At 72.2% G+C, this 12,622-nt stretch carries 12 protein-coding genes; 7 read left to right on the forward strand and 5 right to left on the reverse strand.

Going from position 1 to position 12,622, the window contains the following annotated elements; all coding sequences use genetic code 11:
- Positions 1–77: 77 nt before the first annotated feature.
- Positions 78–638, reverse strand: a complete 561-nt coding sequence (locus tag AB0I72_RS12545) for a DUF4245 domain-containing protein (RefSeq protein WP_358566490.1) — start codon at positions 636–638, stop codon at positions 78–80.
- A gap of 64 nt (positions 639–702) precedes the next feature.
- Positions 703–1,308: a TetR/AcrR family transcriptional regulator gene (locus AB0I72_RS12550; protein ID WP_358566684.1), complete on the reverse strand. Its 606-nt coding sequence runs from the start codon at positions 1,306–1,308 to the stop codon at positions 703–705.
- A 165-nt stretch (positions 1,309–1,473) separates the two neighbouring features.
- On the opposite strand from AB0I72_RS12550, the gene glpX reads away from it, so the two are divergent.
- Both glpX and AB0I72_RS12560 read left to right on the forward strand, forming a co-directional pair.
- Positions 1,474–2,508 (forward strand): class II fructose-bisphosphatase, encoded by a 1,035-nt coding sequence (gene glpX / locus AB0I72_RS12555; RefSeq protein ID WP_358566493.1) that lies wholly within the window; start codon positions 1,474–1,476, stop codon positions 2,506–2,508.
- Positions 2,509–2,658: 150 nt separating this feature from the next.
- Entirely contained in the window at positions 2,659–4,311 is a 1,653-nt protein-coding gene (locus AB0I72_RS12560; protein ID WP_358566496.1) for a hypothetical protein, read from the forward strand.
- Between the two features lie 157 nt (positions 4,312–4,468).
- Here AB0I72_RS12560 and AB0I72_RS12565 read toward each other — a convergent pair whose 3' ends face one another.
- Together AB0I72_RS12565 and AB0I72_RS12570 are read right to left on the reverse strand one after the other, a co-directional pair.
- Positions 4,469–5,290, reverse strand: coding sequence for an ABC transporter permease (locus AB0I72_RS12565; RefSeq protein ID WP_358566499.1), 822 nt, complete (start codon positions 5,288–5,290; stop codon positions 4,469–4,471).
- On the reverse strand, positions 5,287–6,213 hold the full coding sequence (locus AB0I72_RS12570) for an ABC transporter ATP-binding protein (RefSeq protein WP_358566687.1): 927 nt from the start codon (positions 6,211–6,213) through the stop codon (positions 5,287–5,289). The genes AB0I72_RS12565 and AB0I72_RS12570 overlap by 4 nt, the downstream gene beginning before the upstream one ends.
- A 379-nt stretch (positions 6,214–6,592) precedes the next feature.
- Here AB0I72_RS12570 and AB0I72_RS12575 point away from each other — a divergent pair, with 379 nt between their 5' ends.
- From AB0I72_RS12575 to AB0I72_RS12595, 5 genes are all read left to right on the forward strand, one after another.
- Positions 6,593–6,946 (forward strand): RNHCP domain-containing protein, encoded by a 354-nt coding sequence (locus AB0I72_RS12575; protein WP_358566502.1) that lies wholly within the window; start codon positions 6,593–6,595, stop codon positions 6,944–6,946.
- A complete protein-coding gene (locus AB0I72_RS12580) occupies positions 6,943–7,365 on the forward strand; it encodes an RNHCP domain-containing protein (protein WP_358566505.1) in 423 nt (140 codons plus the stop codon). The genes AB0I72_RS12575 and AB0I72_RS12580 overlap by 4 nt, the downstream gene beginning before the upstream one ends.
- A gap of 249 nt (positions 7,366–7,614) precedes the next feature.
- The gene (locus AB0I72_RS12585) at positions 7,615–8,217 is read left to right on the forward strand and encodes a DUF1707 domain-containing protein (protein WP_358566508.1); all 603 of its coding nucleotides are present in this window, start codon (positions 7,615–7,617) and stop codon (positions 8,215–8,217) included.
- Between the two features lie 119 nt (positions 8,218–8,336).
- On the forward strand, positions 8,337–9,728 hold the full coding sequence (locus AB0I72_RS12590) for a class II fumarate hydratase (protein WP_358566511.1): 1,392 nt from the start codon (positions 8,337–8,339) through the stop codon (positions 9,726–9,728).
- A 162-nt stretch (positions 9,729–9,890) separates the two neighbouring features.
- The gene (locus tag AB0I72_RS12595; RefSeq protein ID WP_358566514.1) at positions 9,891–11,801 is read left to right on the forward strand and encodes a serine/threonine-protein kinase; all 1,911 of its coding nucleotides are present in this window, start codon (positions 9,891–9,893) and stop codon (positions 11,799–11,801) included.
- 54 nt (positions 11,802–11,855) lie between these two features.
- Here AB0I72_RS12595 and AB0I72_RS12600 read toward each other — a convergent pair whose 3' ends face one another.
- On the reverse strand, positions 11,856–12,503 hold the full coding sequence (locus AB0I72_RS12600; RefSeq protein WP_358566689.1) for a transglycosylase SLT domain-containing protein: 648 nt from the start codon (positions 12,501–12,503) through the stop codon (positions 11,856–11,858).
- Between the last annotated feature and the right edge of the window lie 119 nt (positions 12,504–12,622).

Consider the following 12,622-nt stretch of genomic DNA (forward strand, 5'->3'; position numbering starts at 1 on the left):
AGACGGCCCCCGCCGATCGGCGGGGGCCGTCGCCGTGCGGTGACCTCCGGAAGGGGCGGGCACCGGGGACGCTCCGCTCAGTCGTCCTCCGGCTCCTCGGACGCGTCGTCACCGTCGTCGTCGGTCTCCAGCCCCTCGGCCAGGCGGGCGAGCTCGTCGACGTCCGCGCTGCCCGCGACGACCAGGGTCACGTCCTCCTCGTACAGGACGAGCGCGCCCCAATCATCGGACTCGTGGTGGTCCCACTCGCGTCCGCCCACCGCGACCGTGCCGACCTCCTCCGCGTCGCGGACCTGCTCGGCCACGAACCCGTCCGGATCGGCGTCGCTCTGGACGAACCTGGCGTGGCTGTCCGCCGCCGTGGCGTAGCCGACGCTCCACTCGACGGGACCGCTCGTGTCGAGGGTCGAACTGGTGGGCGTCCACCCCTGGGCCGGAAGGTCCTCCGACGGGACGGTCACCGGGTAGTCGGCCGCCTCGCGCAGGACGTCGATGTCGGGACGGTAGTCCACGGTCGGGATGCGCTCGCCGGAGCGGGTGGAGACCACGAACGCCATCACCAGGAGGATGCCGACGACGATCCCGAGGGAGATGGCGTAGTTGACGAAGGTCGCGTTGGACCGGCTGTACTCACTCATGACGCACCCCAGCTTGCCGCAGGTCCCGGACCTCTCTGACCCGGGGTCGGTCTGGCCCCCGTCGTCACTCCCGGCGCCCGGGCTCCAGCTTGGCGAGCAGCCGCGTGATGTCGTCGGCCAGAGCGTGCGCGTCCGCGTCGTCGCGGCGCACGACCTCGGCCACGGCCAGCAGCATCGCGCCGCTCACCACGATCAGCAGCGCCTCGTCCACCGGCTCGTCGGCCTTGCGGAACAGCGCCACGTTGCGGTCGGTCCACTGGGTGAGCCGCGCGCGCAGCTGGTAGTCGAATCCGGGCGGGCCGTCGCCGCTGAAGAACAGCCGTGCCGTGTCCCGCTCCTCGATGCATCCCAGCAGGTAGGCACGGGCGGCGATGTTCATCAGCCGTGTGGGGTCGCTCTCACCGGCCGCGCGGGCGTCCACCACCGCCTGGTGGGTGCGCTCCTGCTGCCGCTGCTGGAACTCCTCGTACAGGGCCAGGTACAGGTCGGCCTTGCCCGTGAAGTGGTGGTACAGGCTGCCGACACTGGCGCCCGCCACCGCGACGACCTCGCTCACGCCCGCCTTCGCGAAGCCCACGGTGTTGAAGACCTGGGCCGCCGCCCCGAGCAGAGCACTACGGGTGGCCGCGCCACGCGGGGACACCCGCGCGGGCTTGTCCGTCTTGTCCACTGTCATGCCCTCACTCCAGTCCGCGTGCCGCCAGACTAGACGGTACCTGGCACGTCGCGGGCGGCGTCATCTGGTGCGGCGCACCCACAGCAGCCGGGGATCACGTCGGGTGACTACCCTAGGTGCCGAAGCCCCGCCCCGATCCCTGACGAAAGGTGTCACTCCATGTCGCAGGCCAGCGGCTCGCCCGCGTCCCCCACCGCCACCGCCCCTGCCCCCGACCGCAACCTCGCGCTCGAACTCGTCCGCGTCACCGAGACGGCCGCGCTGGCCGCCGCCCGCTGGGTCGGCAAGGGGGACAAGATCGGCGCGGACGGCGCCGCCGTGCGCGGCATGCGGCACATGATCAGCACCGTCTCGATGAACGGCACCGTGGTCATCGGCGAGGGCGAGAAGGACGACGCCCCCATGCTCTTCAACGGTGAGCGCGTCGGCGACGGCGGCGGCCAGGAGTGGGACGTGGCGGTCGACCCGATCGACGGCACCACGCTCACCGCCATGGGCATGCCCAACGCGATCGCCGTGATCGCGGTGAGCCCCCGGCACACCATGTTCGACCCGTCCGCGGTGTTCTACATGGAGAAGCTCGCCACCGGCCCGGAGGCCGCCGAGGTCGTCGACATCGCCGCTCCGGTGGGTGACAACATCCGCGCGGTCGCGCGGGCCAAGGGCAAGTCGCCGCAGGACGTCACGGTGGTCATCCTGGACCGCCCCCGCCACAAGCAGATCGTCCAGGACGTGCGGGACGCGGGCGCGCGCATCAAGTTCATCCGTGACGGCGACGTCGCGGGCGCGATCATGGCCGCCCGCGCCGGGACCGGTGTGGACCTGCTGCTCGGCATCGGCGGGACCCCGGAGGGCATCATCGCCGCCTGCGCGATGAAGTGCCTGGGCGGTGTCATCCAGGGCCGCCTGTGGCCCAAGGACGAGCCGGAGCGCCAGAAGGCGATCGCCGCCGGCCACGATCTGGACCGCGTGCTGAGCACCGACGACCTCGTCTCCTCCGACGACGTGTTCTTCGCGGCGACGGGCATCACCGACGGCGAGTTGGTCGGCGGGGTGCGCTACGAGTCCTCCCGGGTCATCACGGACTCGCTCGTCATGCGCGGCCGGAGTGGTACCGTCCGCCAGGTGCTCAGCGAGCACCGGCTGAGCAAGCTGTCGGCCTACAGCGGAGTGGACCTCACGTCCGCCCCGTAACCGTCCCACCCGCACGGGACCGGTGAGGCCACGCGTCGCACCCGTCACACCAGGAACACGACCACGTCGGGAACGCAACGGAGCCCGCGCGCATCAGATCTCGTGTTCCCCGTGTGGTCGCACACCGAGTTCCCGCTCATCGGAGGTCCGATGTCCTACCCCGATCCCCCGCAGCAGCCCCAGTGGCAGCCGCCCCAGCCCGGGCGGCCCGCCCCCGGCTTCGGGCCGCCCCAGGGCGGCGTGCCCGGGCAGCCGCCGTACCCCGGTGGCGGCGCACCCGGCGGTCCGCCGCCGGTCGGTCCGCCCCCCGGCCAGTTCGCGGGCGGTCCGTACCCGGGTGGGCCGGTCCCGCCGTCGGGCGGGCGGCGCAACCGCTGGCTGATCCCCTCGGCCGTCGGTGTGGCGGTCGTGGTGATGGCGAGCACGGTGTGGGCCACGGTGGCGCTGGTCGACTTCGGCGGCCCGAAGCCCGAGTCCGTCCTGCCCGCGAGTGCGGCGGCCTTCGCCAAGCTCGACCTGTCCATCGACGGCGCCCAGGCGATCGAGCTGCTCCAGTTCGTCGAACGGCTCCCGGACGAGGTCACCGAGGAGATGGGTGAGCCCGACGGCGACATGACGGAGACGTTCGCGGAGGGCTTCACCGAGGTCTTCCCGGACGCCCGTCAGAGCGAGGTCGAGGAGTGGATCGGCCAGGGCGTGGGCGCCGCCGTCTGGCCGACGGACTCGTCGAGCGTCGACGGGGACATGGCCGGAGCGGTCGCGCTGGCGGTGACCGACGAGCGGTTGGCCGAGGAGACCTTCGCCGACATCGAGGGCGACGACCTGGCCTACGAGGTCGTGGACGGCTTCGTCGTCTTCTCCGACTCCGACGCGATGCTGGACGACCTCCAGGACCAGATGGAGGAGTTCGGCCCGCTGGAGCGCGACGACGTCTTCTCCTCGGACATGGCCGACCTCCCCTCCGGGAGCCTGGCCGCGATGTGGGCGGACGGCGCGGCGCTCATGGAGTTGGAGGAATTCGCGAGCGATGAGTACGGCCTCGTCGAAGCCCAGCGGATCAGTGGCCGGATGACCGCGTCCGTGCGCGTGGACGGCGACTACCTCGAGGCGCGGATGGACGCCTTCGACTTCGAGATGAGCGAGTCCGACCTGTCCTGGCTCGCGGAGGCGCCCGGGGCGAGCGTGGAGGCGATGGGCACCCTGCCCGAGAACACGGTCATCGCCGTGGGCGCCAGCGGGCTCGGCGACGCGCTGACCCAGGCCTGGGAGAACGACCAGCTGCCGATGAGCCGGGGCGAGCGCACGGAGATCGAGCGCGAGTTCAACTCCTTCGGCGTCCCGCTCCCCGGCAGCCTCTCCGGCCTGTTGGGCACCTCGACCGCGTTCGGGATCACCAGTATCGACCCGGAGAGCTTCTTCGGCTCCTCCTACGGCGGCGGCGAGGAGGTCAGCTTCCAGTACCGTGCGGTCGGCGGCGACGAGCAGGCGCTCAGCGCCCTCATGGAGGGGACGTTCGAGGGCACGTACTCGACGCCGCCGAACGTGAGCGGCGAGGGCGACGCCGTCGTGGTCTCGCAGGGCACCAGCGACACGGGGCGGCTGGCGGACGACCCGGTGTTCCAGCAGACCATGCAGGACATGGACGACGCCGTCATCGCCGGGTTCTTCGACCTGCGCCAGGTGCTGCCCGAGGAGGACGTCGCCGACCCCGACCAGTGGGGCGCGGTGGGGTTCGGCATGAGCGTCACCGACGAGGGGCGCCGGGGCAGCGTCGAGCTGCGCTGGTCGCCCAGCGCCGCGTAGTCCACGCGTTCGGACACGCGTTCCGGACGGCGCGGGGGGATCGTCTCCCGCGCCGTTCGCGTGTCCGGGGCCGGTCGGCGCCGACCCGTCCTGTGATGGGTGTGCGTCCTGACCCGGGTCCCCGTCCGCGCGTGCCCGCGGCGCGGCGACAGCGGCCTCAACTGACGACGCGGCGGCGCATCTGTCTGACCGCCAGGAACCAGATGACCACGATGAACACCAGCACCACGGCGACGTGTCCGAGCACGGCCCGCACCTCCAGGCCGCCGAACACCGCGCCCCGGATCAGCTCGACCGCGTGGTAGAGCGGGTTCACCATGGCCCCCGCCTGCACCCACCCTGGCAGCTCGGTGAGCGGGAAGAACGTGCCCGCCATGAGGAACAGCGGCGTGAACAGTCCACTGAACACGTAGTCCATGGACCGCACCGACCTGATCACCGCCGAGATCCAGATCCCGAACAGCGAGAAGGCGAACCCGACGACGAACGAGATGACCGGCACGAACACCACCCAGGGCCCCGGTCTCAGCCCGAACCCGACCGCCACCAGCAGCGGCACGCAGCCGTAGGCCGCCGAGCGCAGCGCCAGCCACAACGCCTCCCCGGTCACCACCTCGCGCACGTCGACGGGGGCCGCGAGGATCCCCTCGTAGGTGTGCTGGAACCGGCGCTTGATGAAGGTGTTGATGACGGCGGGCATCATCGACTGGAACATGATCGACACCGCCACGATGCCGGTGCCGAGGAAGTCGATGTAGCTGTATCCGGCGAGCGTCCCCACCAGGGCGCCCATGCCGAAGCCGAAGGCGAGCAGGTACAGCGTGGGTTCCACCACGGCGGCGAAGGTGGTCGACCGCCAGGACTCGCGGTAGAGGATCCACTCACGGGCGACGACGCCCAGCACCGCGTCCATCTCGAACCGTCCGGGGCGCGCGTGCACCTCCGGGCGCGCGTCCTCGCGGGTCTGTTCCAGGGTCATTCGAAAGTCTCTCCGGTCAGGGCGACGAACACGTCCTCCAGGTTGCTCGCCCGGCGCAGGGGTGCGCCGAGCCGGTCACGCAGCGGGTCGGGCAGCTCCTCGGCGCGCAGCACGGACAGGGTCGTGCCGGTGCGGCGGGTGGTGAACCCCTGGTCGTGCAGGAGGCGTTCGAGCCCGACCACGCCCTCCGCGCCCGGGATGTACTCCTCCACGGTCGCGCCCGCGTACTTGGCGACGAGGTCGGCCGGGCTTCCGCGCTCGACGATCCTGCCCCGCGCCATGAGCGCGACCTCGTCGGAGAGGCGCTCGGCCTCCTCGATGTAGTGCGTGGACATCAGGACGGTGACCCCCTCGTCCCGCAGTGCGGAGATGACGCTCCACAGGTCCTGGCGCACCTGGGGGTCGAGCCCGACGGTCGGTTCGTCCATGAGGACGAGTTCCGGGCGGTGCAGCAGCGCGCGGACGATGAGGAGGCGGCGGCGCATCCCCCCGGAGAGACTGTCCACCCGGGTGCCGCCCCGGCCGTCGAGCTGGGCCAGCCGCATGGCGCGGGCGATGGCCTCGGCCCGGCGGCGGCGCGGGACGCGGTACAGGTAGGTGAACATCAGGAGGTTCTGCTCGACGGTGAGTTCCTCGTCGAGGTTGTCGTGCTGGGGGACGACGCCCATGCGGGCGCGGGCCCACTTGGACTCGGCCGGGATCTCGTGGCCGAGGATGCGGATCTCGCCCTCGTCGGCCAGGCTCTGCGCGGTGAGCATCCGCATGGTGGTCGACTTCCCCGCCCCGTTGGGCCCCAGGAGCCCGAGGACGACGCCCTGAGGGACCTCCAGGTCGAGTCCGTCGACGGCGGTGAGGGACCCGAAGCGTTTGACGACCCCGCGCAGGAGCAGTGCGGGCACGGCCGGAGCGTCCCGGCCGCTCATGGCGGCGCTTCCGGGCACCCGACGGCCGGGGAGTGATGTGCTCATGAGCCAACCGTAGGCATCGGGCGGCGCTGATATCCAGCGCTTTTCTCCGCCTGTGGACAACCCTGGCCGCCCCCCGACCCCACGGAAAACCCGTTGCCCCCGCCCACCGGTCGACCTATCATCGACAGCTGCTGACGAGAACCCGCGGGCCGCGCCCGCACACGACAAGGATCGGTGAGTATGACCCGGACCGCGCCGAGCGCGCCTCACCCCTGTGCGGACGGCCCGCGTCCCCGATCCCGTTCGGCGACCTGACGCGGCACCGCCCCACCGTCGAGACCCGCTCGGCGCTCCTCCTGCTGTCCTTTCGACCAGTCCAGCAAGGAGTTCCCGGGTGTCCAACACCGAACCGAACCCCACCACGTTCACCTGCGTTCGTTGCGGCCTCACCGTCTCCGCCCTCGGCCCCGACGGCGATCCGCGCGACCACTGCCCGAGCTGTCTGAGCTCCCGGCACGTCGTCGACCAGACCGACGGCGGCGCCGCCCGCTGCGGCGGACGGATGGCGCCGATCTCCGTCGCGGTCCAGCGCGGCGGAGCCTGGCTGCTCGTGCACCGCTGCGCCCTGTGCGACGAGATGTCCGAGGGCCCCGTCGCCGCGGACGACAACCACCTCGTGCTCATGGGCATCGCCGTGCGTCCGCTCGCCGACCCGCCCTTCCCGCTCGACCTGCTCGGGGAGGTGTGACCGTGGGACGGCGCAACTCCCCGAGCGATCGGCGCCCGCAGCGCCGCAAGAGCGTCACGCACGTCCACGGCGAGTCCGGCCGGGCCGGGGCGTTCCGCTGCGCGGAGTGTCGGCTCCAGGTCCCGGTCGACGCACCGGGCACGGCCCACCGCAACCACTGTCCGCACTGCCTGACCAGCCTGCACGTGGACCGGAGAATCCCCGGCGACCGCGCGTCCGGCTGCCGGGGGCGGATGGTCGCGCTGGGCCTGACCACGCGCTCGGACGGCGAGTGGCTCATCGTGCACCGCTGCGTCCGCTGCGCGGAGCTCGGCGCCAACCGCGTGGCGGGCGACGACAACGTCCGCGCGCTGGTGCGCCTGGCGGTGCGGCCCCTGGCGGCCGCCACCGTCCCGCTCCGGATGCCGCTCCTCCCGTGACCGGGATCCCCGTCCGCCGGTCCGCCTCAACGGGCGGCCCGGCGGACGGGGTCGGCCCCGCCGTGGGCTGATTTAGGGCGTGTTCGGTGGATGCTGCCCGTCGCGAGCGGCGTCTCCAGTGCGGCTATCGCAAGGCCGAAGAAGGAGTCAGCCCGGGTTGGCTGTCGACTGATGAGAACGCGGCGAGAGTTGTGCTGGGGCGACGCGCAGCAGGGTACGTGTCCGCCGAATACGCCCTAGGGTGGCGGTGTGAGTGAGGATGTCTCCCCCGCCCGACTCCGCGCCTCCCACCGCGACCGGGAGCGGGTCCTGAAGGTGCTGCGCGACGCCGCCGCCGACGGCCGCCTCGACCTGGACGAGTTCTCGGAGCGCAGCGGTCGCGCGCAGGAGGCCCGTACCCTCGGTGAACTCCCGGCCCTGACCGCCGACCTCCTCCCCGCCGAGGAACAGCCCATCCGCCTGGAGCCCCAGCCCGTCCTCGCCCTGTTCTCGACCCTCAGCCGCCGCGGCCGGTGGGTGGCGGTCCCCGGCGAGCATGTCGCCGCGCTCGCCGGACGGGTCGACGTCGACATGCGCGAGGCCCTGCTCCTGCGCAACCGGCACCGGATGACCGTGAGCGCCGTGCTCGGCCGTGTCGAGATCGACGTCCCCGAGGGCGTCGAGGTGCGCCTGCGCGGCTGGTCCTTCCTCGGGCTGCGCACCACCACCGCGCGCCCGTCCACGCTTTCCCACCCGCCCGTCCTGGAGATCGACGGCTTCACCCTGCTCGGCTCCGTCCGGGTCCGTCAGCCCAGGCGACGCCGCCTCCTGGGTTGGCGGAGACGTCCGCGGCGGCGCGGGATCGGCGCCTGAGGCCGGGCCCGAATCGGACATGACGCGCGCAACACCGCCAACTCAGGGTGAGTGGCCGTGTCCGTTCGTGCGTCTGGCAGGCTGTGACTCACAGGTTTTCCCAGGAGGGATGGGTTGCAATGAGTGAGTTCCGCATCGAGCACGACTCGATGGGCGAGGTCAGGGTTCCCGCCGAGGCCAAGTGGCGGGCCCAGACGCAGCGCGCGGTCGAGAACTTCCCGATCTCCGGCCAGGGTCTGGAGGGCGCCCACATCGCCGCCCTCGGCCAGATCAAGGCCGCCGCGGCCAAGGTCAACGCGGAGCTCGGCGTCATCGGCGACGACCACGGCAAGGCCATCCGCGACGCGGCCCTGGAGGTCGCCGAGGGCAAGTGGAACACCGAGTTCCCGATCGACGTGTTCCAGACGGGCTCCGGCACCTCCAGCAACATGAACACCAACGAGGTCGTGGCCACGATCGCCAGGGAGCGCACCGGCCTGGACGTGCACCCCAACGACCACGTCAACGCGTCGCAGTCCTCCAACGACGTCTTCCCGTCCTCGATCCACATCGCCGCCACCGCGGCCGTCCAGCAGGACCTGATCCCGGCGCTGCGGCACCTGGAGGGCGAGCTCACCCGCAAGTCGGTCGAGTTCGCGTCCGTCGTCAAGAGCGGCCGCACCCACCTCATGGACGCCACCCCGGTCACCCTCGGCCAGGAGTTCGCCGGGTTCGCCGCCCAGGTGCGCTACGGCGTCGAGCGCCTGGAGGCCGTCCTGCCGCGCGTCGCCGAACTCCCCCTGGGCGGCACCGCGGTCGGCACCGGCATCAACACCCCGGAGGGCTTCGCCGCGCGCGTCATCGCCGAGATCGCCGCGAACACCGGCCTTCCCCTCACCGAGGCCCGCGACCACTTCGAGGCCCAGGGCGCCCGTGACGGCCTGGTCGAGCTGTCCGGCCAGCTGCGGACGATCGCCGTGGCCTACTGCAAGATCGCCAACGACATCCGCTGGATGGGTTCGGGCCCGACCACCGGCCTGTCCGAGATCCGCCTCCCCGACCTCCAGCCCGGCTCGTCGATCATGCCCGGCAAGGTCAACCCGGTCCTGTGCGAGGCCGTGCTCCAGGTCGCCTCGCAGGTCGTCGGCAACGACGCGGCGGTGGCCTTCGGCGGGGCGAGCGGCAACTTCGAGCTCAACGTCCAGCTGCCGATGATCGCCCGCAACGTGCTGGAGTCGATCCGCCTGCTGGCCAACGTCTCGCGCGTGTTCGCGGACCGCTGCGTCGCCGGGATCGAGGCCAACGAGGACCAGTGCCGCACCTACGCGGAGTCCTCCCCCTCGATCGTCACGCCGCTCAACCGCTACATCGGCTACGAGGAGGCCGCCAAGGTCGCCAAGCAGTCGCTCGCCGAGCGCAAGACCATCCGCCAGGTGGTCATCGAGCGCGGGTACGTCCAGGACGGCAAGCTCACCGAGGAGCAGCTCGACGCCGCCCTCGACGTCCTGAAGATGACCAACGCGCGCCAGTAGTCGCGAGCTGACGACGGCGGGGCGCCCCATGGCGGTGGGCCGCCCCGCCGACCGGGGTCACGGTCGGGGTTCCGCACCCCCTTTCCCAGGAACCTTTTCGCCCCGGGTGCCATCGGACCTTCGTGTCAGAGCACCCGCAGGAGCCCGCCGAGAGAGCGATACATGTCGATGAACAGCGACCCTGAACGCATCGTCGCGGACCGCTACGTCCTTCGTCGCGAGCTCGGCCGCGGCGGGATGGGTGTGGTCTGGGAGGCCTTCGACCCGTCCCTGGACCGGATCGTCGCCATCAAACAGGTGCTCCTGCCCGACCACTTCACCGAGTCGGAGCGGGCGGACGCGCACGCCCGTGTGCGGAGGGAGGCCCGCTCCGCGGCCCGGGTCAGCCACCCCACCGTGATCACCGTCCACGACGTGTTCGTCTTCGAGGGCGACCCGTGGGTGGTCATGGAGCTGGTCGAGGGCGGGTCGCTCCAGGACGTGCTCGCCGAGCGCGGCGCCCTGGACCTGGAGACCGCCGCGACGGTCGCCGAGTCGCTCCTGCGGGCCGTACGGGCGGCCAACGAGGCCGGGGTCCTGCACCGCGACATCAAGCCCGGCAACATCATGATGGCCACGGACGGCCGGGTCATCCTCACCGACTTCGGCATCGCCACGATGGAGGGCGGGCCGAGCATCACGCGCACCGGCGCCCTCATCGGTTCGCCCGAGTACATGCCGCCGGAGCGTCTGGAGGGCGGCCCCGCCGAGCACCGGGGCGACCTGTGGAGCATCGGCGTGACCCTGTTCGCCGCGGTGGAGGGTTTCTCGCCGTTCAAGCGGGACAGCATCACGGCCGCGATCGCCGCGGTGATCTCCGCGCCGCTGCCGCCGATGACGCGCGCCGGGTGGCTGGAGCCGGTCATCACCGGCCTCCTGGAGCGCGACCCGGGCCGGAGGCTGTCCGCCGACGCGGCGCTGGCCGTGCTGAGCGGGCGCGGCAGCGGCGGCACGGGCGCCCAGCCCTCGGCGGCGCCCGGAGGCGACACCGGTGGACAGGCCGTCGGCGCGATCGGCGCGGCCGGAGTCCCCGTGCCCGGACCGGCCGGTCACCCCGGCGGCCCCCACCCGGGCTTCCACGGGCCCGCGCACCACGCACCGAGCGGCGGCCACCCCGTGCCGAACACCGGACCCCGGCCCGCCGGTCCGTATCCGGGCCCCGGGCCGACCACACCCCACCCGAGTCTCCACCGGCCCCCGCACGGTCCCGTCCACCCGCCCGCTCCGCCGCACGGCGGTGGGCCCGGCGGCACCACCGGGCCCGTCCACTCCGGTGGGCACGGCGGCGGCCGGGGGTCCGGGACGGGCACGACGGGCAAACTCCTCGTCGGGCTGGGCGCCGGCGGCGTGGTCGTGGTGCTCGTCGCGGTGGTGGCGGCGGCGCTCATGGTCCGCTCGGGCGGTGAGCCGAACGGGCGGGACCCGGTGATCGAGCCCCCGCGGCAGACGGGCGGCCCCACGTCGCAGCAGTCGCCTCCGGAGCCGACCGGGAGCGGCGATCCGGGCTGGACCGACGAGGACCCGCCGTCCTACGACGATCTGACGACCTTCCGGTCACGGTGGTTCGACGTGGACTACCCGAGCGGGTGGACGGTCGACGACTCCAGGATCGACGAGACGCTGGTCTACTTCGTCGCGCCCGGGCAGGACCACCAGGTCCTGGCGACCGGTTGGACGGAGCAGGAGTTCGAGGGCACCAGCGCCGAGTACCTGGAGGAGACCGAGGGCGGCACGAACGTCGTTCCGGACGACGTCACGACCGGCTACGAGCAGCTGGAGCTGAACGAGGTCGACGGCGACGACTTCCCCGACTCGTGGGGCGGGGAGTGGGACGTCGCCTACGTCGAGGCCGACTTCTCGAACGTGCAGTGGGGCACGGCGGAGCGGCACTTCTGGCGGTACGTGATCAACTTCGAGTACGAGGACCAGCGGATCTTCTACCTCGTGAGCGTCAACGTGCCGCGCGAGCAGGCCGACGACTACGACGACCTCGCCGAGGAGATCATCCAGACGTTCGACCCGCACACCGGCTGACGCGGGGCCGCGCGGGCGCCGGGTGTCAGGCCCGGCGCCCGCGCGACGGGCCGGTCAGTACCAGCCGTTGGCCTGGGAGTGGGCCCAGGCCTCACACGGGGTGCCGTAGCGACCCTTGATGTAGTCGATGCCCCACGCGATCTGTGTGGCGGGGTTGGTGCGCCAGTCGTCGCCGTGGCTGGCCATCTTGTCGCCGGGGAGGGACTGCGGGATGCCGTAGGCGCCGGAACTCGGGTTCTGCGCCGTGTGGTTCCAGTTGCTCTCCTTCTGCCACAGGGGTTCGAGGCAGTCGTCGAACTCGCTGGCGGCCCAGCCCTCGGCCAGGACCATGTCGCGCGCGAGGGCCCTCGCGTCGCCGGTGAACTCGGGAGCGTCGGACCCCGGCTCCTCCTCTTCCTCCTCCACCTCCTCCACGATGTCGCTGGCCTGGACCTGGAGGGACAGCACGCCGCCGCCGACCGCGGCGTCGCGCTCCTGCTCGGCCCGCGTGCGCAGGGTCTGGAGCTCCTCGTCGGTCAGTTCCTCGGAGGCGAAGAACTCCTCCTCGGCTTCGGAGTCGGCCGCGGGCGCCTCGGCGTCCGGGACGGCGGCGCCGACGGCCGCGTCCGGCTCGGCGTCGTCGTCCGCGAAGGCGACGACGGCGAAGGTCCCGCCGACGACGAGGGTCGCCGCACCGACGGCCGCGGTGATGCGCAGCGACATTCGGTTGAGTACCACGGTTGCCTTTCCCAAGAGGGGGTGTTCGGGCAGGGAGGTCCCTGGTGGAACAGGTGGGCGCCCGCACCAGAGGGGGGTCGGGCGCCACGGGGGCGCGCACGGCC

Origin of the sequence: Nocardiopsis sp. NPDC049922 (genome assembly GCF_040660275.1) — a bacterium.
Taxonomy (GTDB): Bacteria; Actinomycetota; Actinomycetes; order Streptosporangiales; family Streptosporangiaceae; genus Nocardiopsis.

Coding starts and splice junctions, on each gene's coding strand:
- AB0I72_RS12600 (WP_358566689.1), bottom strand. CDS start 12,503: ATGTCGCTGCGCATCACCGCGGCCGTCGGTGCGGCGACCCTCGTCGTC.
- AB0I72_RS12590 (WP_358566511.1), top strand. CDS start 8,337: ATGAGTGAGTTCCGCATCGAGCACGACTCGATGGGCGAGGTCAGGGTT.
- AB0I72_RS12570 (WP_358566687.1), bottom strand. CDS start 6,213: ATGAGCGGCCGGGACGCTCCGGCCGTGCCCGCACTGCTCCTGCGCGGG.
- glpX (WP_358566493.1), top strand. CDS start 1,474: ATGTCGCAGGCCAGCGGCTCGCCCGCGTCCCCCACCGCCACCGCCCCT.
- AB0I72_RS12565 (WP_358566499.1), bottom strand. CDS start 5,290: ATGACCCTGGAACAGACCCGCGAGGACGCGCGCCCGGAGGTGCACGCG.
- AB0I72_RS12560 (WP_358566496.1), top strand. CDS start 2,659: ATGTCCTACCCCGATCCCCCGCAGCAGCCCCAGTGGCAGCCGCCCCAG.
- AB0I72_RS12595 (WP_358566514.1), top strand. CDS start 9,891: ATGTCGATGAACAGCGACCCTGAACGCATCGTCGCGGACCGCTACGTC.
- AB0I72_RS12545 (WP_358566490.1), bottom strand. CDS start 638: ATGAGTGAGTACAGCCGGTCCAACGCGACCTTCGTCAACTACGCCATC.